This is a genomic window from Microcoleus sp. B3-D2 (genome assembly GCF_036705345.1).
Classification (GTDB): Bacteria; Cyanobacteriota; Cyanobacteriia; order Cyanobacteriales; family Microcoleaceae; genus Microcoleus.
This window is the reverse complement of sequence record NZ_JAUBUG010000018.1, coordinates 62,434-83,364: the sequence shown is the minus strand read 5'-3', so window position 1 is coordinate 83,364 and position 20,931 is coordinate 62,434. Positions and strand designations below refer to the sequence as shown.

The 20,931-nt window shown below is 46.1% G+C and carries 14 protein-coding genes; 6 read left to right on the top strand and 8 right to left on the bottom strand.

Translation table 11 applies throughout. The features are described from left to right. The first annotated feature begins 122 nt into the window (after positions 1–122). The gene (locus QUB14_RS09710; RefSeq protein WP_333218889.1) at positions 123–3,401 is read left to right on the top strand and encodes a DEAD/DEAH box helicase; all 3,279 of its coding nucleotides are present in this window, start codon (positions 123–125) and stop codon (positions 3,399–3,401) included. A gap of 96 nt (positions 3,402–3,497) precedes the next feature. Continuing rightward, entirely contained in the window at positions 3,498–4,322 is an 825-nt protein-coding gene (locus QUB14_RS09705; RefSeq protein WP_333218891.1) for an SWIM zinc finger family protein, read from the top strand. Here QUB14_RS09705 and QUB14_RS09700 read toward each other — a convergent pair. Next, positions 4,273–5,343 (bottom strand): site-specific DNA-methyltransferase, encoded by a 1,071-nt coding sequence (locus tag QUB14_RS09700; RefSeq protein WP_333218893.1) that lies wholly within the window; start codon positions 5,341–5,343, stop codon positions 4,273–4,275. The genes QUB14_RS09705 and QUB14_RS09700 overlap by 50 nt on opposite strands. A 171-nt stretch (positions 5,344–5,514) precedes the next feature. Between QUB14_RS09700 and QUB14_RS09695 the strand changes: the two genes are divergently transcribed. Beyond that, positions 5,515–6,294, top strand: coding sequence for a photosystem II S4 domain protein (locus QUB14_RS09695; protein ID WP_333048915.1), 780 nt, complete (start codon positions 5,515–5,517; stop codon positions 6,292–6,294). A 250-nt stretch (positions 6,295–6,544) separates the two neighbouring features. On the opposite strand, the gene QUB14_RS09690 is transcribed toward QUB14_RS09695, so the two are convergent. The 3 genes from QUB14_RS09690 to QUB14_RS09680 form a co-directional block, all read right to left on the bottom strand. Beyond that, entirely contained in the window at positions 6,545–7,999 is a 1,455-nt protein-coding gene (locus QUB14_RS09690) for a hypothetical protein (RefSeq protein WP_333218895.1), read from the bottom strand. Between the two features lie 166 nt (positions 8,000–8,165). After that, positions 8,166–11,180: a CHAT domain-containing tetratricopeptide repeat protein gene (locus QUB14_RS09685; protein ID WP_333218897.1), complete on the bottom strand. Its 3,015-nt coding sequence runs from the start codon at positions 11,178–11,180 to the stop codon at positions 8,166–8,168. Positions 11,181–11,692: 512 nt separating this feature from the next. After that, positions 11,693–12,481 (bottom strand): SDR family oxidoreductase, encoded by a 789-nt coding sequence (locus QUB14_RS09680; protein ID WP_333218899.1) that lies wholly within the window; start codon positions 12,479–12,481, stop codon positions 11,693–11,695. Positions 12,482–12,577: 96 nt separating this feature from the next. Between QUB14_RS09680 and QUB14_RS09675 the strand changes: the two genes are divergently transcribed. Beyond that, positions 12,578–13,912, top strand: a complete 1,335-nt coding sequence (locus QUB14_RS09675) for a hypothetical protein (RefSeq protein WP_333218901.1) — start codon at positions 12,578–12,580, stop codon at positions 13,910–13,912. Positions 13,913–13,970: 58 nt separating this feature from the next. Here QUB14_RS09675 and QUB14_RS09670 read toward each other — a convergent pair whose 3' ends face one another. From QUB14_RS09670 to QUB14_RS09660, 3 genes are all read right to left on the bottom strand, one after another. Beyond that, a complete protein-coding gene (locus QUB14_RS09670; protein WP_333218903.1) occupies positions 13,971–14,207 on the bottom strand; it encodes a 2Fe-2S iron-sulfur cluster binding domain-containing protein in 237 nt (78 codons plus the stop codon). Positions 14,208–14,296: 89 nt separating this feature from the next. Further along, positions 14,297–15,763, bottom strand: a complete 1,467-nt coding sequence (gene cobQ / locus QUB14_RS09665) for a cobyric acid synthase CobQ (RefSeq protein WP_333218905.1) — start codon at positions 15,761–15,763, stop codon at positions 14,297–14,299. A gap of 339 nt (positions 15,764–16,102) precedes the next feature. Beyond that, positions 16,103–17,737, bottom strand: coding sequence for a Ycf66 family protein (locus QUB14_RS09660; protein ID WP_333218907.1), 1,635 nt, complete (start codon positions 17,735–17,737; stop codon positions 16,103–16,105). A gap of 373 nt (positions 17,738–18,110) precedes the next feature. On the opposite strand from QUB14_RS09660, the gene QUB14_RS09655 reads away from it, so the two are divergent. Together QUB14_RS09655 and QUB14_RS09650 are read left to right on the top strand one after the other, a co-directional pair. Then, a complete protein-coding gene (locus tag QUB14_RS09655; RefSeq protein ID WP_190657149.1) occupies positions 18,111–18,293 on the top strand; it encodes a hypothetical protein in 183 nt (60 codons plus the stop codon). A gap of 373 nt (positions 18,294–18,666) precedes the next feature. Then, positions 18,667–19,104 carry a DUF6918 family protein gene (locus QUB14_RS09650; RefSeq protein ID WP_333040283.1) on the top strand — a complete coding sequence of 146 codons (438 nt, stop codon included), beginning with the start codon at positions 18,667–18,669 and terminating at the stop codon, positions 19,102–19,104. Positions 19,105–19,224: 120 nt separating this feature from the next. Here QUB14_RS09650 and QUB14_RS09645 read toward each other — a convergent pair whose 3' ends face one another. After that, positions 19,225–20,715: a HoxN/HupN/NixA family nickel/cobalt transporter gene (locus QUB14_RS09645; protein ID WP_333218909.1), complete on the bottom strand. Its 1,491-nt coding sequence runs from the start codon at positions 20,713–20,715 to the stop codon at positions 19,225–19,227. Positions 20,716–20,931: the final 216 nt, after the last annotated feature.

The window sequence follows — 20,931 nt, the reverse complement described above, 5'->3', positions numbered from 1 at the left end:
TTAACAGTTGACTGTTGACTGTTGACTGTTGACATTCAACTCGTGGAATATTTGGAGGCAGTTATCTTTTCCCACTCATTCATGATATGATAGGCTGCCAAAGGTTGCGTTTGGTATGACCTATGAAAATCCTCCACGGGACTTGGATTCCTCAAGCAGAAGAGAATTTTATTCAACCTGGAACGTTTTATATTTGGGTTGAAACCACTCAAAAGAAAAAACAGCCGGCTAAGGTTCATCCCCGACAATTGGAGACGGCACAGTTAAGAGAGTTTCTAACGAAAGAAGCCGGGATTCAACTGTCAGCAGTCAGCAATACAAGTGCGATGGGGCGAGAATACGCGATCGTCCCTCGGTATTTTTTACTCCCCACTGCCGATAACCAGCCGTTACCATCTTTAGAGTTAGCGCGATATTTAGAGACAGAATTACCCGAAACATTTGAGTTGGAATATTGGGAAGTCGATTGTGTGTGCATCGCCACCCACACTTTGACTAAAGTATTGAACGATTTGCATTTTTTTGCCCTCTACGATTTAGCAGAAGTTCAGTTTGGTTCAGACTTGCTATTTTGGTATCACTACACCCAAACTTTTAAGCAAATTATTCTGAAAGACCATTATATTCCGGCGTTGCGCTATCGAGAAACTGCTCCGATCGCGATCGCACCCATCGAAACATCCGAACCCGCTGAGAAAGCCACGCGCGGGCGTAAGAAAGCGGGCGAGACAAAAACCAAAACAACTGCAAAAACTCCAAAAACACCTGCCCAAATTGCACCCAGCTTTGAGATTTATCCGGGATGGGAAATTGTTTCAACACAGTACGAAACTGATTTACAACGCTATGTTGAATGGATGCCTTTAGTTTGTGTGTCCGGTTTTCGGAAGATCCAGCTACAAGATACACCAAAGTTCTACGATCGCGAACGGTTGCTGCGGCATTTTTCCGAGTGTGCGATCGCGGAAATTGTCACTCAAACCCCCATCCCAGCATCGTTTGAAAATAAGATTGCGGATTCTTTACTGCAAATCTGCCTCAACCAAACACGAAAAATCGCGCGAGTAAGCCTTGAACAATACCGGCAATGGCAAACCTGGCGCGATCGCATTACGCGCAATCAATCTGCTGACTCATTCTCCCTCTGCTTTCAACTACAATCCCCCGAAAACCCCGAACAACCTTGGGTTTTAGAGTTTCAGGTGGCTGCGAAAAAAGACCCATCTCTGCGGATGCCGTTGCAGGATTATTGGCGATCGCGATCGACTCAACAAAAAAAGTTGCAAACACAATTCGGCGACAACTTTGAGCAACATTTGCTGACAAATCTAGGCTACGCTGCCCGCATTTATCCCCAACTTTGGCAAGGGCTAGAAACCGACAAACCCGTTAACATTACCCTCAGCTTAGATGATGCTTTCACCTTTCTGAGCGAGTCTGCTTGGGTATTAGAAGATGCTGGATACAAAGTGATTGTCCCCGCTTGGTGGACGCCGAAGGGACGACAGCGGGCAAAGATTCGCCTGCAAGTCAAAGGAAAGGGCAGCAAAAGCGCTGCAATCAAGGGGAAAGGATTGTTTTCGGCGGATTCCTTGGTGGAATATCAGTATGAATTGGCGATCGGGGGTGAACGGGTTAGCGAACAAGAATGGCAGGCGTTAGTAAATAGCAAAACACCGCTGGTGCAGTTCCGAGGACAATGGATGGAACTGGACAAAGACAAGATGCAGGAGATGCTAAGTTTTTGGCAAAAACATCGCGAAGAGAATCCCGATGTCAGCTTGATTGACTTTATGAAGTTGACGGCAGAAGGAGAAGCTAGTGAAGAGTTAGAGGTGGAGCGCGATCGGGCTTTATCGGATATGTTGGAGAAGCTGAACGATAAGAGTCGGTTAGAGTTAATTGCAGATCCAGCAAAGTTTCAGGGCAAGTTACGGGATTATCAAAAGCGCGGTGTTTCTTGGTTGAGTTATTTGGAAAGTTTGGGATTAAATGGCTGTCTTGCCGATGATATGGGTTTGGGTAAATCGGCGCAGGTAATTGCTCGATTATTGCAAGAAAGGGAAGTTTTATCTACTACAAAACAGACAGAAAAAGCGACAAAAAATGCGGTTCTACCCACGCTGCTAATTGCGCCCACTTCCGTAGTTGGTAACTGGCAAAAGGAAATGGAAAAATTTGCTCCTGAATTGCGATCGCTGATTCACCACGGCCCTCAACGTTTGCAAGATGCCAAAGCATTTAAAGCCGCCGTCGAAGGTTGCGATATGTTGATCACTTCCTTTACCTTGGTGAGAAAAGACGAAAAGCTGTTGAGCAGCGTAGCGTGGCATCGCGTGGTAATTGATGAAGCGCAGAATATTAAAAATCCGAAAGCGGCGCAAACCAAGGCGATTTTAAAGTTACCCGCTACCCATCGACTAGCATTGACTGGAACACCCGTGGAAAATCGATTGTTGGATTTATGGTCAATTTTTAATTTCCTCAATCCCGGATATTTGGGAAAAGAGGCGCAGTTTCGGAAGTTGTTTGAATTACCGATTCAAAAACATGGGAGTCGCACGCAATCTGCAGCGCTCAAAAAATTAGTAGAACCTTTTATCCTGCGCCGTCTGAAAACCGATAAGTCGATTATTCAGGATCTCCCCGACAAAGTTGAGCAAAAGCTCTACTGCAATCTCACCCGCGAGCAAGCTTCGCTTTATGAAGCGATTGTGAAAGAGGTAGAACAAGAAATTGACGCGGCGGAAGGGATGAAGCGCAAGGGGATGATTTTGGCGACACTGCTGAAGCTGAAGCAAATTTGTAACCATCCGCGCCAGTTTTTGCAGGATGAAAGTGAGTTTACACCAGAGCGATCGCACAAACTGGAACGGCTGATCGAGATGATTGAGGAAGTCAAAGCAGAAGGCGAAAGTTTATTGGTATTTACGCAGTTTACAGAATTGGGAAGCGCCTTGGAAAAATACATTAAACACACGCTACATTACAACACTTACTACATCCACGGGGGAACCAGTCGCGAAAAACGGGAACGGATGATTTCAGAGTTTCAAGATCCAGAGTCTGAACCTTCGGTATTTATTCTGTCACTGAAGGCGGGCGGCGTGGGAATTACGCTAACAAAAGCCAATCATGTATTCCATTTCGATCGCTGGTGGAATCCGGCGGTGGAAGATCAGGCGACGGATCGGGCGTTTCGGATTGGACAGGAAAAAAATGTGTTTGTGCATAAGTTTGTAGCGATTGGCACGTTGGAAGAAAAGATTGACCAAATGATTGAGGACAAAAAGAAATTGGCAGGGTCAATTATTGGTGCGGATGAGTCGTGGTTGACTGAGTTGGATAATGAGGCATTTAAGAAATTAATTAGGCTCAATAAAAATGCGGTTCTAGATTAGGAGAAACAACATAAGAGAGGGAGAGGGGGAGAGGGGGAGAGAGGGAGAGGATTTTTGATTGTCATCGAAATATACAATTTAAATGCAGAACAGCTTATGTCACAATTTACTAGGACTTGGTGGGGCAATAAATTTATCGATGCGTTAGAAAGATTTACTGATTCTGGGCGACTCGGACGGGGACGTGCCTATGCACGAAATGGCAAGGTAAAAAGCTTTGGCATGAATGATGGCTTAGTGATGGCACAGGTGAGAGGCTCGGTTAATCCTTATTTTGGGGTTTATAAGGAGCCTCTGTACACAACTCAAATTGAGTTTGAGCCAATTAGTCAGGCAAAGTGGAAAGTGGCGATCGCCCAAATGGCATCAAAAGCCAGCTTCATTTCCCGGCTGCTGCTCAACGAAATGCCCGACAATATTGAAAAGGCTTTTGCACCCCTCGGATTGCACCTTTTACCCAGCAGCCGCGAGGACTTTAAGACTACTTGCTCTTGCCCAGACTATAGCAATCCCTGCAAACATATTGCCGGAGTTTATTATTTGGTGGCGGCCGAATTGGACAAAGATCCATTTTTACTGTTTGAATTACGGGGGCTTTCTAAGGAAGTGCTGCACCGCGAATTGGCAAAAACGCCTTTGGGCTTGGCGCTTTCTGCCGAGTTAACGGCGGATGCAGCGGCCCCTGTGGCGGTGGATTCCTATTACACGCAGGCGATCGCCAGTGAGGCACAAACGGTCAGCCTGAAAGAGTTTTGGCATGGTGCGAAGCGATTACCGCAGACGATTGAGGTGGCAGCGCAAAGTGGGGTAAGTGCGATCGTGGTGAAGAAACAGGGAGATTTTCCACCGTTTTGGCACAAGGATGGTTCGTTTATTGAGGCGATGGAAGAGCTGTATTTGCGGGTGAAGAAGAATAAGTAGTTGGGTGGACAACGCGCAAGCCATACGTCTCCTGCATCCGTTTCAGCGCTAGGTGAGGGTAAGTTGGCTCAACATCTACCCCGATACTGTTGCGCCCCCAGTTGGCGGCGGCGACGCAGGTTGTTCCTGTCCCCATAAATGGGTCAAGTACCGTGTCCCCTGCAAAAGAAAACATCCGCACCAGTCGTTCTGCCAGTTCCAAAGGATATGGGGCAGGGTGTTGCTTGGTGGAAGCGCCTTTGATATCCTGCCAAATCTGTTGAAACCACTGTCGGTGGAGAGTTTCCGGTATTACGGACAATACCCGTGCTGTGAGAGTGGGACTGCGGTAGCCGCCCGGTTTGCGCTGCATCAGGATAAATTCGATGTCGTTTTTGATGACACCTCCGGGCTCATAAGGTTTGCCGAGAAAACTCGTGCCATTCCCGGCTGCTTCCAGGGAAGCATTGGCGATTTTGTACCAGATAATCGGTGCGAGGTTATCAAATCCCAGATGGCGACAGTGTTCCTGAATACTCGCGTGCAGGGGAAATACCATGTGCCTGCCAAACCGCCTGCGGGCAACACAGACATCGCCCACCACAATCACCAGCCGTCCGCCGGGGACTAAAACCCGCCATACCTGCTGCCATACTCGATCGAGCTCCTGCAAAAACTTTTCGTAGTCTGCTATTTCGCCAAGCTGGTTGAGATTTTTGAGATATTCTTTTAAATTCCAGTACGGGGGCGATGTGACTACCAGATGTACGCTTTCATCGGGAATATGTGTCAAGTTTCGGCTATCGCCCTGTAGCAGGGAATGGAAAGATGGCAACCCCTGCACCCGATTCTGAATTTCCTGGATCAACGCCTTATTTTTGCTGATGGCAGGAATGGCGCGTTGCTCGTCTGCTGTTAGTAATGCCGTTGCTTCCTCGGGTACAAGGCTTTTATCCTGTAGCGCTTGTTTCAACGGTTCGGCTGCTTCCTGACACAGCAACCGCGTTGAAATATTAACCTTGCTTAAACTCGAGGACTTCATACATTTGGTACAATAATCATGTTCATCATATCAGCTTTGCGAGTCCCAAAAATCATAAGTTCGTTATTGGATTATCTTAGACTATAATTAAAGTAGTGCGACTGTTAAAAAAGTAGACTTTGTAGTTACAGCAAGCTTTGGCAATTTCAAATTAGAATCTAGCATTAACTGATGTTACAAAGAGAAGAACTGTTAAAAGGCATCGAAAACCGCGAATGTGTGGCGCGGGCGATCGACCAAGCGGAACAAGCAATTAAAACTTGGGAAGTTACTCTGACTGATTTTCTGTCGCCTCCGGAATTGGCGGACACTCTGACGGTATTTAAGCGCTTAACTGATGTGGAATTAGTGGCTTGGGGTGGCTACCCGCAAGCTGAAAGACAAAGAATTGCGATCGCGCGATCGGATATCCCGATCGACTCTGCTAGCGTTAACGTTGCTGCGGTGGAGATTGCTGGCAATTTCTTGTTCGATACAGCTTCTCACCGCGACTTTTTGGGGGCGATGTTGGGTACGGGAATTGTCCGGGAGAAAACTGGCGATGTGATTGTTTTGGGAGAACGCGGCGCGCAAGCCATTGTCATGCCGGAGATGGTAGAGTATTTGGAGATGAGTTTGCAGCAAGTGCGATCGGTTCCTGTACAAACGCGGCGCATTGAGTTGAGCGAACTCAAAATTAGAGAACCCAAAAAGAAAGAAATGACAACCGTTGAAGCATCGATGAGATTGGATGCTGTCGCCTCGGCTGGATTCGCAATGTCTCGCAGCAAAATGGCCGATTTAATTGACAGCGGCGACGTGCGAGTTAACTGGAAAGATGTTACTCAAGCTAGTTATAATGTCAAGTCTGGAGATTTAATTGCTGTTACCGGCAAGGGAAGATTGGAAATTGGGGAAGTTGCTGTTACTAAGAAAGAACGCTATCGAGTGCAGTTAACTCGATATTTGTAATTTATGGGCGGCATCTTCGGCCCAACCCCTCCTCCCCCCAAAAAATTGACTCTTTGTGGAACAGGCATCTTGCCTGTTCTTAAGAATGCTGAGGCGAAGATGCCCAACCCCTACTCCCGACAAAAAATTGACTCTTTGTGGAACAGGCATCTTGCCTGTTCTTAAGAATGCTGCAACCTATGAGTTATACCACCCAAAAACCCCGAAAAACCCGGTTTCTTTGGTTTTATGCGTAAGTCCTAAATCCAAATTATCGGGGAAAAGTTTTCCTTACCCACACGGCGATACCCAGCATTAACAAGCCAAATAGTAAGCCAAACAGCAGACTCCAGATAATTGTCGCAGCAAACGGATGCAGCGGTAGAGAAAAATCGAGTTGCCATTGAATCGGTTTATCCTTAATTAGAGGATAGGCGGCCGAAAAGATTTGTCCGCCGCCGATCGCAGTTCCGACAAAAAAGATGATATTCTCAAGCTGGCGATCGCGCTTTTTCTCCCCGTCTTCCTGTTCCCTGTCCAATTCCACCTGTTCAATTTCCACCATCCCGCGCACAGTGGATATCGACTGCTGGAACAAATCTTGACTGGCAATCAGGTAGTTTAAATCGATTTCAATTTGCCGCTGATATTTATTCTCAGCCAAATCTAGAAACCTCTGCCAAAAATCCAGATTATCGCCTGGGATGCACAAACTTCTAATTTTTGTCAAGGCCTCACCATAATTTTCAGCATTAGTGTCAATAGTATTTTTGTCTTCTTTCAAATACCGCACTTGCTGAGCACAATCAAACATTTTAGTGCGGACTTCAGCCAGCAATTGCTTTAACTTCTGCAACTTAACTTGTCTATCTTGTTCGCTTTCTATTTGACTGAATTCGGGAAGCTTCTTTTCTAACTCGCTGACTATTTGCTGTGCTTGGCGATACTTTTTCCTAGCTTCGCGATACACAAATACGATTTTAGCGCGAGAGCACAGCAGATTCATCAAGTAAGAGTTAAATGTCGGCGTTGCCAATTTCAAAGTTTGGGAATTCTCTTGCAACCATACTAGAAAGTGACATCGCTTATTCGCATCATCTTGGCGGCTATCATACTCAAAAATCGGACTACCGAATAACTTTCCTTCGGCGCGAAACTCTACTGATGGGGGCTGTTTATCTTGTACAAAAGCTTTAACCGATTCGTCAGCTAGTTTCCGGTAAGTATCATAAACTGCTGGTTCGGCATATAACAATAACGTTTGTCCCAGAGACGGTTGAATTGCATTTGGCAACAAGCAACCTTGGGGATTTAATCGAGTTAAGTCCGCTACTTTTATTGTGACATTTTGATAGTAAAATGTCAAGTCTGCGGTGTAAGTGTCGTGAACTCGCAGGGCATAGATAGAACCATCAAGTTTCTGGTTATCGGGCTGAGTTATTGGCTGAAAATTAAGAGTTTTTCCATCGGGCTTTAGTAATTTGCCGTTATTCTGATTTTCCTGTTTATCGTCTGGTTCGTACTGTCCGTTTTTGTAGCAAATTAGCTTGTCTCTGAGGGATTTGAGTTCGTTGAACTTAAATTCTTTGCCGACATTATCTGCTAGATTTTCCCACAAGGATTGAGCATTTTTGGCTACTTGCCCGTAGCCTTCGTCGCTATCATCCCGCAGGTGGAAAGGATAGAGGGTAATGCTGGGATTTTTAATTTGCCATTCTTGGCTCATAATCAAGTTTGTTAATTATTTTAGGGGATTCCGTGGCGGTTCAAAGTCCCCCTTATTAAGGGGGATTTAGGGGTATCAAGACTGGAGTGCAAGCGAGATTTATCTGTGACTCCACATTCCTCCGATCCCCCCTAGCCCCCCTTAATAAGGGGGGGACAAGAGTTTTTTATGTCGATTCTGTGCCCGAAGTATCAGTTTCAACCACCACAGAAGACCCAGACAAACCCAGTCGAATCTGATTTTCCTTCAGCGTTTCGCAAAACTCCCTCACGATTTCCTCCGGTGCATCGCTATCAGTACCACCCGCACCCATTTGATAAATTTCGTTCTCTAAATTCTCTTCAATTTGAGGCCGAGTTTCGCACCAATCCTTGATTGTTTGAGCGATAATGTTGATATTATCGGTCGAACCAACATTAATCGCTGATAATTGTTTGACAAATTGCGGCTCGGATATTTTCAATAACTTACTGAAAGCCGCCACAATTTCTTCTGGTGTGGCATCATCGGGAAGTGACATTACTAATCTCCTTAAATCACTCTTTTCAGTTGACAGCGGTAAAGTTTCGGTTTCGCCAATTAAGGTAAATGCAGCCCAAGCTATGGGACTCGGAAATCGAGCTTTTGTGGTTAGCATAGCACACCGCAAGGCGGCTGCTCGATTCTCGCCCCGTGCTAAATTTTGGTAAAATTCAGTCATTAGTAATTTGGCTGCTGGCGCACCCATATTCCACAGGGAAACAATGATGCTGGGGACTCCGGCGAGGATGAAGCAGCGCGACAATCCGATGACTCCATCTCCGGTGATTTTACCGCCTCCCGTGCTGCACGCGCTTAAAACTACGAGTTCAGAATCGAGTTTTAATTGCAGGATTTCTGCGGCGTTAAGTGCGCCGTCGTCGGTGTCTCCTGATGGTGCTAAAATAATCGCGCCGGGGATGCCGGAACCTTGGAAATCGTCGAGGAGTCCGTGGGCCGATAAATGGACGATGCGGGTGTTTAGCATCCTGTCTAAAATGGCGAGTTTTGTGGCATTTTTTCCGCTAATGGCTTCGGTTACTAAAGTTGCGGCAATGGCTTCGGCGGCTTCTTTTGCCCTGGGAATTTGTCGGAGTTTGTAGGGGTTTTCGTTGAATTTTGGGGCGATGGTTGGATCGCCGACTATCAGGGCGGCTTGTCTCAATCCTCGCACTCGCTGTTGATGTTCGGCGGTTTTTTCTAATACTTGGATGGAAGGGGCGGTGAGGATGGTATGATTTTCGATTAGGTAGCGGTTGTTGCTATCTTGCAAGGCGGCGAAAGGAACTAAAAATAATTCGTAGTGGGGGACGAAGATGATGGGGGAATTGGCATCGGTGGGGAGTAAGTCGATGATAGGTTCGATCAGGATTTGATGGAGGAGTTGCAATAGGGGAAAGCCGCCTGTTTCGTCTCGATTGTACTGGGATTCTAGCTGAATTTTGTTGCCTGCGTCGTCCGTTTCTACGGTGCCGATGGAGATGCGGGTTTTGAGGATGATTTGTTTGAGGGATTGGTTTTGTTGGTTGAGGGGTTCGAGGTTGGCGGCGCGATGGGTGATGTTGCCGTTTGGTTGGATTACCCAGATGTAAATTTCTGGATTGACAATGGAATATTCAACTATTGTGGAGTTTCTGTCGCGGGCGATTTGTTGGATTTTAGGAATTGATAATTTATTTGTTTTGTCATTGGCTGGCAAATCATTGGTTAATAGGGTTTGTTGCAATAACTCGACGAAGGCACGGGTGCGGGACATTTCTGATATTTCTAAGGCTTCATCAAATTTAGATTGGGCAACTAGGACATTTTGTAGGTTGCGATAGGGAGATAGTTGAGTTTCAAAAAATGAGGCTTTGTGGTCGTTACTGACTAATTCAGAACGCAGAGTTTCACGAATTTCAATTGAGGCACGAATCGCTGATTCTGCTTGTTCAAGGCAATAATTATCAAAAATTATGAAGATTTTTTTAAGAATGAAAGCTAGGATTTTGGGAATACTTTTATAACGCATCCCAAGTCCCTTGCTGATTTGATAGTAAACTAAGCCCAAATTGCCAAGGGAATTGGTTTCCCATTGGCGGTGTCCTATTTCCTGTGAAATCTCTAAAGACTGCTGGTAAAACTCGATCGCCTTGTGGAATTGCCCTAGGGAATAGTAAGCAATGCCCAAATTGCAAAGGCAACCCGCTTCCCATTGGCGATTCCCGATTTCCCTGTCAATCTCTAAAGACTGTTCGAGAAATTCGATCGCCCTGTAGTATTGCCCTAGATAATTGTAATCTAAGCCCAAACAGCCGAGGGAATTAGCTTCTGCTTGGCGAGCTCCGATTTCTTGTTTAATCTTTAAAGATTTTTCATGACATTCGATCGCCAGTTGATATTGTCCTAGGGAATTGTAAGCATGGCCCAAACCGTCCAGGGAAGCAGCTTCTCCTTGGCGGTATCCTATTTCCTGTGAAATCTCTAAAGACTGCTGGTAAAACTCGATCGCCCTGTGGTATTGCCCTAGGTAATTGTAAGCCTTGGCCAAACCGCCCAGGGAAGCAGCTTCTTCTGAGCGATATCCAATTTCCCGTGAAATCTCTAAATCCTGTTCGTAAAATTCGATCGCCCTGTGGTATTGGTCTAGGCAATAGTAAGTATTACCCAAACAGCCGAGGGAATTGGCTTCTCCTTGGCGATATCCGATTTCCCGTGAAATCTCTAAATACTGTTGGTGAAATTCGATCGCCCTGTGGTATTGCCCTAAGGAAGAGTAAGCATTGCCCAAATTGCCCAGGGAAGCAGCTTCGTCTGGGCGATATCCGATTTTCCGATAGATAGTTAATGCCTGTTCCCAAGACTGCAAAGCTTCTCGAAATTTACTAATTTTATACTGCTGAATCGCTTGTTTAAACATTCTATCTGCTTCCGCTTTCAGTGCAATTCCCGCTAGGAAGTCGCCCTCCACCTTACCCAGTAGCCATGCCACATGTTTCAACCGATTAGCATTACTTAGTTCGCCAAATTCTCTGAGACGATCGGCCTCTTCTAGAATTGCGGCCACCAAGCCATCATCCAGCAATTCCGGCTGAGTCTCTAATACCTCCGCTTCATCGCCGCTGGGACAGGTTAGCAGTTGATTTATCAGGTTGAGATAGGCTGGTTGGCGTTCAGAGTTCATCGCGATTTAGGATTTGGGATTGTGCGATCCATTAATTTATTATCGGTTAAACTCATCTTTTTGGGGCTGGCGATGCCAAGTTTTTTGTAGGTTCTCGCATTGGGGCGACAATATTTGCAACACCACGGGGATTTATCGTTTATTTGTCGGCCCGATGGTTTGTCCGTGGGTGCGATGGTTTGTCCAGGGGGTCGTTTGTTTGTCCGCGAGTCCGCCAGGGGTTGAAACCCCTGTCTCATAGCTAAAGTCGGTTGAAACCGACTGAAGAATGGTGAAAAATACTCGATTATGGTGACAAATACTTGATTGTTTATTTAATTTGCTTTTGAGTCCTCTTTTAGAGGACTTTCGCTATGAGACGGGGGTTTCAACCCCCGGCGGACTTGTGGGGTAGCGTCGGGGATTTTGGTAGCCCGAATGTGCGATCGACTTTTGGGAAAATTTGGGTTAGGGGGGATCGAATGTTTGTCCTTGGGTGGGGGCGGGTTTATTTATATTGTCAACGATCGCGATTATTCCTCTTTCGCCCGAAACACCTTTTCTACCGACTTCACCAAAAGTTCTCGCGGCATCAATCGAGGCATATTGGCGATGATTTGATTGGGAATTCCCCCTGTGACAACATTAGACTCATTTTTGTCTAAAGCTTTCAAAGCATCTCGCACTACTTCCGCAGCAGGAACGAGTTTTTGCCCGCTGCTGGATGCCATAGCTTTCGGAAATTCAGCTACTGCAAAAAAGTCCGATTCTGTAGGCCCTGGACAAACGCACAAAACGCCAATTCCTAAATCTTTGTTTTCCGCCCAAAGTGCCTCGCTGAAACTTAAAACAAAGGCTTTAGTAGCAGCATACATTGCCAAGTACGGCATCGGTTGAAAAGCTGCGATGGAGGCAACATTGATAATATTTCCTGACTTTCGCTGCCGCATTCCCTGCAAAAATAAGTGCGAGAGTTCAACTAATGCTACAATATTTAGTTGCACCATTGTTAGTTGTTTCGCAAGCGGGCGATCGGCAAAAGCACCGTAATCGCCAAAACCCGCATTGTTCACCAACAAATCAACCGTCCAACCTTTTTTAACAACCGCGTCAAATACAGCAGTTGTGGCTCCTGGTGCGGTCAAATCTTGAACGATAATTTCCACCAAAATATTGAATTCCTGTTGCAGTTGAGCAGCTAGCTGTTGCAATTTGGCTTCGGAACGAGCTACCAAGATTAGATTGTGCTGGCGTTTAGCTAATTCGGCGGCAAATGCTGCGCCAATTCCGCCAGAAGCACCGGTGATTAAAGCAGTCGGCATGAACTTAATTCGGATTATTTGATATAAACTTTATATATTTTAACAATTATTTTGACGGGAACCTGTAAAATAACTAAAAGGGAATAGGTGAGTTTTATGGCGCGTCTTACCGATCGAGCTTTTGAAATTTTGCGGGCCGAAGTTGACAAGTGCGCGGCGGCTAATAGTCTAGCGGGTGAAGTGTACCGACGGATGGTAATCAAGCGGTTGGAGAAGTTACGATCGCAAAACGGCACTTTCGCCTCAAGAGAAGAAATCCGCGATACCTTCAAAGACGAATTTCCTAACTTCAGCGAACAAGCTCTCAAAGCTGCAGTCAAAGCCAACCGCCCGCCCGGATTGTTCGGTAAAATCATCTTTGCTGGGAGTTTGCTGGGAAGTGCTGCGGGGATAATTTGGCTGATTAACCTGCCTTTTCCGATGATTCGCTGGCCCGTGGCGAAAACAATGCCGATATTGTTGCTGCCGAGTTTTAGGAGTATGGATTACAATTACCGGCAGGCGATCGCCCTTGTGGAACAATCCGATCAACTGGTGAATAAAGCCACGGCTGTCGCTGATTTTGACTTGGGCGAAATTAAAGCAAAAGAGGCTCAAAAACACCTCGACGCCTTGCCAGTGTGGTTCCTCGGCTATTACCCAAAGAGGTACTGCTCTTTTTTTAGCTGCCGTTGGCGGTTTACACTCGATGAATTTCAAGCCGCCCGCAAAAATGTCGGGCGGATGGAGGCTCAAATTTTCCAGCAAAAAAATGCTTTTACTCAGTTAAATCAAGTCGAACAAACGCTAAAGGCGGCGAAACAGCAGTATCAGGAAGCAAAAACTGCCGCAGACAGACAAAAAGCGACGGTAAATTGGCAAAGTGCGATCGACCAACTCAATCAAATTCCCGGCGAAACCCTCGCAGGAGAAACCGCTAAGAAAACACTCAAAGCAGCAGAAAGAGACTTTCAAGCAATGGGCGGCGTCGCCACCGGTTCTGTGCAGGCTGACAACTTAATTGAAGCTGCCAAAGAATTTGCTCTCTCCGCCGCCGTCGCCTCCCAAAAACCTCCCCATCCCGCCGCACAGTGGGAGCAAATAGCAGAATTGTGGCAAGAAGGTATTAACAGACTGAAATTGATTTCTGTCGATAACCCTGGGTATCTCGACGCTCAAACCAAACTCGCTGAATATCAAAAAAATTTAGGAATTACCCAGATTAGACTGGAAGCAGAAAAAGATTCTACCACAGCTTTGCAAGCAGCTAAAAACTTGTTTGCCAACTTGCAAAAAGATGTGAATTCTCAAAATCCCGGTTACTCCCTCAGCCAGTTGCAACAAATTATCAATCAATTAGAATCCGTGAAACCCGGCACAACTGTTTATCCCGAATCCCAAAAATGGCTGCAATCTGCTCGCAAAAAACAGCAAGAATGGCAAAAAAATTAGCCCGTTGTCAGTTGTCAGTTGTCAGTCAACAGTTAACAGTCAACCGTCAACTAACAAATTACCAAGTCGGGTCAACATACAGATTAATTGTCACTTGCTTTCTCCCCGAAGGGATGCCGGAAATACAAGCACAAATCGTATCTCCGCCATCAATTTCTACTTCGCAAGCGTGACAAGAACCCATGAGACAGCCGGTAGGAATAGAAACCCCTGCACGTTTAGCTACATCTAGTAAAAGCTCTCCTGGTTCAGCTTCAACTGTCACGTTATCTGGTAAAAAACAAACTTTTGTCATTGAATTTGAACCTCAACTCTAACAAACAATAATCAACAGTTAACAGTTAACAGTCAACAGTCAACAGTCAACAGTCAACAGTTAACTAATTAACCTAAAATATGCTTGATATCTAAATGCTTTTCCACGGTATCTGCTAGAGAGTCTAACAGAGTTTCTCGGTGTTCTCGGTAATTAGGAATACCCGTAGGCAACGCGCGGAGTCCCCGCTGCTGCCGCAAGTGATTTAACCAAGCTCGCCGCCAAGCTCCGTTGTCAAAGATGCCGTGCAGGTATGTACCCCAAATTGATTGAGAAGTATTGACAATGCCTAAACTAGCATCGTCAAATAGCGGTTGAGTCAAATCTGACTCTAGGATTTGCGTTTTTCCTTGATGAATTTCGTAACCGGAAACTGGCAAACCCGGTTGAGGATAGTTAGATGTTACGATGCGTTGGCGGGCAATTTTGTTCGGTGCCATCGCAGTTTTCAAAGGCAGCAACCCCAATCCTGGAAATTCTCCCTTTTCTCCCTCAACCCCTTCTTTATCCGTGATACTTTGTCCCAGCATCTGAAAGCCGCCACAAACTCCCATGACTGTACCGCCAGCTACTAAATAATTTTGAATAGCTTTTGCCATACCTGTTTGGCGCAGCACCTGCAAATCGGAAATTGTAGTTTTAGAGCCTGGTAAAATCACGGCGTCTGGATGGCCTAACTGGTCTTTTGGGCTGACATATTTGACAGTGACGGAAGTTTCCGACTCTAGGGGGTCAAAGTCTGTAAAATTGGAAATTCGGGGCAGGCGGATGACGGAAATATTGATGTCGGTTTGAGCATTGGGAGAACGCCGATCGAGCAAATCGAGAGAATCTTCTGAGGGAAACACTTCGTCTATCCAAGGAATCACCCCAACTACCGGGATTCCCGTCCTTTCTTCTAGCCAAGTCAGGCCCGGATCTAAGATCGATTTTTGTCCTCGGAACTTATTAATAATAAATCCTTTAATTAAAGCTCGTTCGTCGGGATCTAGCAATTCCAAAGTACCGATAATGTGAGCAAAAGCACCGCCGCGATCGATATCAACTACTAGCAAAGTTCGAGCCTTTAAATATTTAGCTACCCGCATATTTGTTAAATCGCGGTGTTTGAGATTAATCTCAGCAGGGCTACCGGCTCCCTCACACACAATCATGTCAAATTCTTGGCCGAGAAATTCTAAAGATTCCCGAATAGCTTGCCAGCCGATATCGAAATACTGCTCGTAATATTGAGATGCTCGCACATTGGCGATCGCCCTGCCCTTGACAATTAATTGAGAAGTCATGTCTCCTTGTGGCTTGAGCAAAATCGGATTCATTTCTACCCAAGGTGCGACGCCCGCAGCCCAAGCTTGCACTGCTTGAGCGTAACCAATCTCTCCGCCGGCCGCTGTGACATAGGAATTCAGTGCCATATTCTGACCTTTAAACGGAGTTACCCGCCAGCCTCGCCGAGAAAAGATTCGACACAAAGCTGCCACGAGTAAAGATTTCCCTGCGTGAGATGTTGTTCCCACGACCATAATTGCTTTCATAATATTAAGGGAGAAGGAAGTTCGGCAACGCGCAGTGTAAGGGATTTAATATCTATTCCCGTTGCACCGTCCGTGATTGTTGATTGTTGAGTGTAAACTGCTGACTCGGAGTCTAAAAACTAAATGGTTGAGTGTTAACTGTTGACTCGATTTTATTATTCCGATGCAACCGGAAACGATATAACGGATTTAACGGATTTAACGGATGGATGTTGAGAGCCGAAGTCAAGCGTGAATAAGGAGGAAGGAAGAGGGCCTAAGTAAGAAGTAAGGAGTAAGAAGTAAGAAGGCAGAAAACAGAATCAAAAAAATTCTGGTTTCTACCTTTTGCTTTTTGCCTCAAGATAACGGCTTATCTTCGCCGGATACATTCTCAGACTTGGATTCATGGGCCGCTTGAGCAGCTTCTACTAGATCCGGAGGGGGGGGATTCGGGCGAATCAATTCCGGGTGTTCTCCCTCAGAAGATGGTTTTTTATCTGTTGATTCGATCGAGATCACTGATACTGAAACCGTTTCCACCTGCACGCTCAACCCAGGTTCTCCCGGTACTTCTATCTCTACAGGCGCTGCCATTTCCACCACAGTCATTTCTATCGATGCTGCAGGGGCTTCTGCTTCCGGTACGCCTGCTGCTGGTTCCGGTTCACCAACCGCAGCCAGCGGTGTCTGGGTTTCCAGAGATACAGCAGGGGCTTCTGCTTCTAGTACGCCTGCTGCTGCTTCCGGTTCACCAACCGCAGCCAGCGGTGTCTGGATTTCAGCGGACGATCGATCTTCGATCGGAGTTTCCCCTATTTTGTCAGAACTCGCGGTTTCTGTGGCCATCAAAAAGGCCATTGCTTCAACATCGTTGGGAAACGGCACTCCTTGGCTTGTTTCAACAGCAGTGTTGCTACTTTCGGCTGCCACTTCCGCAGCCACCTCGGCTAATTCGGATTCTAGAATTTGGTCGATACCGGGTGCAGGAGTTGCCGTTATTTTAGATTCAGGTGCGATCGATTCTGGAGTCACTGAAGGTTTTGGCGTCTGGGGGGTTGCATCAGACTTGTTTTTACCCGCACCTCTTCCCAACATACCGCCGAGACTATTTTTGATATTGTCGAACAGACTTCCGAAACCGCCGGATTTTTTAGCTGGTTTAGGAGGAGTAGGAGGAGTTGGGGCCACCGCCGCCGCTGCCGCTGCCGCCTGCGACTCTTTAACGGCTGTCCTCCATTCTGTTTCCTCGTCAAAATCATCTGCTTCTGGCTGCTGTGGAGGTTCTGGCTGAGCCTCTGCTGGCTCCACACTCGGTGCAACGGCTATTTCTGAAATTTCTAGAGGTAGAGGTAGAGGAGTGAAACTGCTGGCTAATTCTGCTGGGGTTGGTGAAGTCTCAGCAGCAGGAGTTTCGACTGAAAACACTGGTATTTCTGCAATTGCAGGTGGTTTCGAGTCGGGAATTGTCCAGTCAGGGGCGATCGCACTTTCAGTCGTCGGAGCGATCGAACTTTCAGCAATAATTTCAGCTATGGGGGGAATCGTCGGCTGTTCCTCTAGCTTTACCTCGCTCTTATCCAGAGTGGGTGCTGGAACCACATCAGTTTTCGGTTTGGGCGATCGAACAAACTTAGGTTTTTTCGCTGCAGGTTCTTGTTTCTTGGGAAACAAGCCCGCCAACAGTCCACCTGCAGCCCCCGGCAAAATGACCGACTGAGGAATCGGCGTTTGCTCAGCAACGGGCGTCACCTGCCGGCGCAAAGTCAGAGTTTCCCAGGCAAACCAGCCCAACATCGCCACGCCCGCCATTTGACCAAGCAGGAGAGCACCAGTAATTCGTCCCGCACAAGCCCATAAAATTAACGCATAAAAAAGCCCTACCCCGCTCCAGGTAAAATCACTTTTGCGGTGTACTTCTGGAAAAAAGAAGGCCGCCATGTAAATACTGAAGCTGCCTAGACCGACCGCCAACGCCAGAATGTATGCAAGCATCTTGTCGGTACCTCCGCTGTGTCAAATAACTTCTACGCGCTAATTCTACCTTTGAGAGAGACTCAACGGCTTCTTTCTCTAGGACAATTCTTGATTTGGGGGGAAGTTCGGCAACGAACCGATGTAAGGAATTTAACACGTTCAACCGATGTTGACGGTACAACTGCCAGGAAAGATTTCCCACTCTCCCCCAGTTCCCTAGGGTCCATCACCCCCTCTCCCCACACCCCCTATTCCCATCACCCCCTTCTCCGTGGTGATAGATGTCACTTAAACTATGCCCGTGCGATCGCACCAAGCGACTGAGGATGTTTATATGTTGTAGGTGTAAGAGGAATTATGCCTTAGGGCATATGTAATTGGAGACAGTGCCATGTTAGAAAAAGTATTATTAGCTGCTGGCTTAACCTTATCGCTTCAAGTATTTCCCGGACTTACCACTTCCGCGCCGTTACCGAAAAATTTGGTATTGCGATCGAGCGATCGCCCGGCTCAAACCCAGAAAGTTCCCATCGTTGCAGTACCTGCTGCCCTCAAGCCCAACGTCCAATCCTAATGATACGTGCCAGCTCATACGTGCAAGTGCGATCGGACTTAGGCAGAGCCTTTCTAATATTTTTTTCGAGCTGTTCTATTTTTTATGTGACTGTTCACAACTCATCAGTTTGTAGTCAGGGCTTTAGTCCTCATTAATATCACCTAATAAGGACTAAAGCCCTTACTACAAACCGCAGCCAAATAATTAGTAGCAGATAGAACATTAATTCCCATAACATACGAGACAAAACTCAACATTAGGTTCTGTCATAGACACATTCAAACCTTAAAAAACTTGGGAAACCTTGAATAAAGGCTCAAAATAGATATATGATGTCAGATTGAGCTCAAAGCTAATAAGCACATTGACTATTAAATCAAGGAAAGTGAAAATGGGACTTAGTGATATTCTCTTGAATGAAAACCACAGAGAAACTTTTGTTGATGACTGTGTAAAGTTGATAGACCAACAAGTTGCTGCAGCGTCAGGATTGGGTGGTATGGCTCTTAAAGCTGCCTACTCTACTGTCAAGGGGATACGGGCTGACTATTGCGCCCAAGTCGTCGATCAACTTCTGCCAGAAATCTCGATCGCACTCGATCCGATGTGGACGGAAGCCGTAAACAATGGCAACCCAGTCGAATATTTTGCTCAAAGAAAAGGTGAAGTAGCAGACGAATTGCTCCAGATAAGTGACAAAAGGGTCGAGAAAAGCACAAGAGGGATGGTTAAAGGCGCCTATGCCAAACTCCGCCCCTCAGCTAAGACTTACGTAGAAAAGGGAGTACCGGATTTAGCCCAAATTATTAATAAACATAGTGCGGCCTGATAAGTGAGCAACGGCTAAAAAACAGGATACCCAGATACCCGGATTCTTCCAGAAATCGGGTATCTAAAAGCAGACTTATTCGTAAGTTTGCAGTTAGGAGGGAGAGTCCTAATTTTATGCTTATCCATTGCCAATTACCCACTGATTTGCCGCCAATATTTTCAACATCGCCTGTCCGGTAATTCCCAACCCCAATAACATTACAAACATCGCACTAATCGCCGGCAGAAATTTGACTGCTGTTATCTGTTTGGGCAGTTTATCAAAATTTCGTTTGGCATAAACTAAGATTAATCCGATCGCACTCAGCACTAAAGCCAATCCCAAACTAAACGCTACCACTAGCGTCATTCCCAAACCAACATTGCCCAAAGCCGACGCGCTCAACAGCATCACCAAAGCGGAAGGACAAGGCAACAAACCGCCGGAAATTCCCAACGCTAATAAGCTTTTCCAAGTAATAGCAGAACCGTCAGTACCGGGCGGCAAATGCGAGTGAAGGCGGCCGTCGCCGTGATCGTGGTAGTGGTGAGATATATCGGGTTTTACAGGTTTAAATTCTCTCTCCCAACTTCCCCTAGTCAAAAGATTCACTGGTTCTTCACATTCCGCAGTAAGGACTTTACTCCTTAAAAACCAGTTTTTATTAAAATTTTTAGTTTTAATTTTTTTGAGAACTTCAGTCTTCACTACCAACCTAGTCTTAATTTTGGATAAGAGTAAGTTAAACCCGATTACGGCTACTAATAAACCAGAGATTAAACTCAGCCAAGGATCTAATTTTTCCGGGTCGATCAAGTTAGAAGCAAATAAAGTAATTCCGCCCACAGCAAACACGCCTGCAGTGTGAGTAATTGTAGTCGTCGCTGCTAGAAATAAAGCGTGTACCGGAGTAGCCCGCGAACCCACTAAATAAGCGCCGACTATGGTTTTTCCGTGTCCGGGCGACATCGCGTGCACGCATCCCCAAGCAAATGCTCCCGCTATTGCTAGTAAAAAACTCCAACCTGAATCCCAGATAGATTCCTTTCCTGCTAACAAAAACTCGCGGTTTTGTGGCGTAAACACAAAGCTTTTTACAGCACCCGCTTGCACAATCGTAGCTTGACAGCTAGCTGTCACTACTCCGGGCAAAAACAGATTGTAATTAATCCGCAATTTCTCTGGTTTGGAGATGGAAATCGAGTGATGTAAACCGGGGGTTTTATCTTGAGAAGGTGCGGGCCAGGTGTAGTCTAAAATTAAGGTGCTGTGGGTATTGGGCTGCTGGATTAAACTGGCGGTTTTAGCTGCTATTTCTAGCGGTTTTACTGCTACGGAGCCTTGAATATTGCTACTGTTGGTGAGGCGGATTTGTTGGCTAAAAAACTTTTCTAGCTGTGTTTGGTGGCGGCGAACTTCAGCAGGTTGTAGCTGGCTGTCTCGATTGTCGTCGGCGAAGTTTGTTAAGCCGGTTGGGAAAGTTAATGTTACTTCGGTTTGCAAATCGTTGACTACTATTTCTGCTACGGATAAGTCTGACCAGTGCGAGTAAACTGGTCGGGTTGAGGTTGTTAGTAACAAGGAAATTGTCAGTAAAAATAGGAGGAAAAATTTTGCTAGTCGGTTCATTTTGTACTGCATAAATCCCGGTTTTTTTAGTAATTTTTGGATAAATTATTTGTTTTTGTTGTGATTTTTCCAGCGCGCTTACCCACAAGCCCGCCGGGGATTGAAATCCCCGTCTCATAGCGAAAGTCGGTTAAAACCGACTGAATAGCTAATCAAATTCAACAATTGTGCATTTCAGTCCTATGCAAGAGGACTTAAGCTTTGAGCCAGGGGTTT

Excerpts from the sequence above, each read along its gene's own strand:
- QUB14_RS09710 (WP_333218889.1), top strand. The coding sequence starts at position 123 with ATGAAAATCCTCCACGGGACTTGGATTCCTCAAGCAGAAGAGAATTTT.
- QUB14_RS09705 (WP_333218891.1), top strand. The coding sequence starts at position 3,498 with ATGTCACAATTTACTAGGACTTGGTGGGGCAATAAATTTATCGATGCG.
- QUB14_RS09700 (WP_333218893.1), bottom strand. The coding sequence starts at position 5,343 with ATGAAGTCCTCGAGTTTAAGCAAGGTTAATATTTCAACGCGGTTGCTG.
- QUB14_RS09695 (WP_333048915.1), top strand. The coding sequence starts at position 5,515 with ATGTTACAAAGAGAAGAACTGTTAAAAGGCATCGAAAACCGCGAATGT.
- QUB14_RS09690 (WP_333218895.1), bottom strand. The coding sequence starts at position 7,999 with ATGAGCCAAGAATGGCAAATTAAAAATCCCAGCATTACCCTCTATCCT.
- QUB14_RS09685 (WP_333218897.1), bottom strand. The coding sequence starts at position 11,180 with ATGAACTCTGAACGCCAACCAGCCTATCTCAACCTGATAAATCAACTG.
- QUB14_RS09680 (WP_333218899.1), bottom strand. The coding sequence starts at position 12,481 with ATGCCGACTGCTTTAATCACCGGTGCTTCTGGCGGAATTGGCGCAGCA.
- QUB14_RS09675 (WP_333218901.1), top strand. The coding sequence starts at position 12,578 with ATGGCGCGTCTTACCGATCGAGCTTTTGAAATTTTGCGGGCCGAAGTT.
- QUB14_RS09670 (WP_333218903.1), bottom strand. The coding sequence starts at position 14,207 with ATGACAAAAGTTTGTTTTTTACCAGATAACGTGACAGTTGAAGCTGAA.
- cobQ (WP_333218905.1), bottom strand. The coding sequence starts at position 15,763 with ATGAAAGCAATTATGGTCGTGGGAACAACATCTCACGCAGGGAAATCT.
- QUB14_RS09660 (WP_333218907.1), bottom strand. The coding sequence starts at position 17,737 with ATGCTTGCATACATTCTGGCGTTGGCGGTCGGTCTAGGCAGCTTCAGT.
- QUB14_RS09655 (WP_190657149.1), top strand. The coding sequence starts at position 18,111 with ATGTTAGAAAAAGTATTATTAGCTGCTGGCTTAACCTTATCGCTTCAA.
- QUB14_RS09650 (WP_333040283.1), top strand. The coding sequence starts at position 18,667 with ATGGGACTTAGTGATATTCTCTTGAATGAAAACCACAGAGAAACTTTT.
- QUB14_RS09645 (WP_333218909.1), bottom strand. The coding sequence starts at position 20,715 with ATGAACCGACTAGCAAAATTTTTCCTCCTATTTTTACTGACAATTTCC.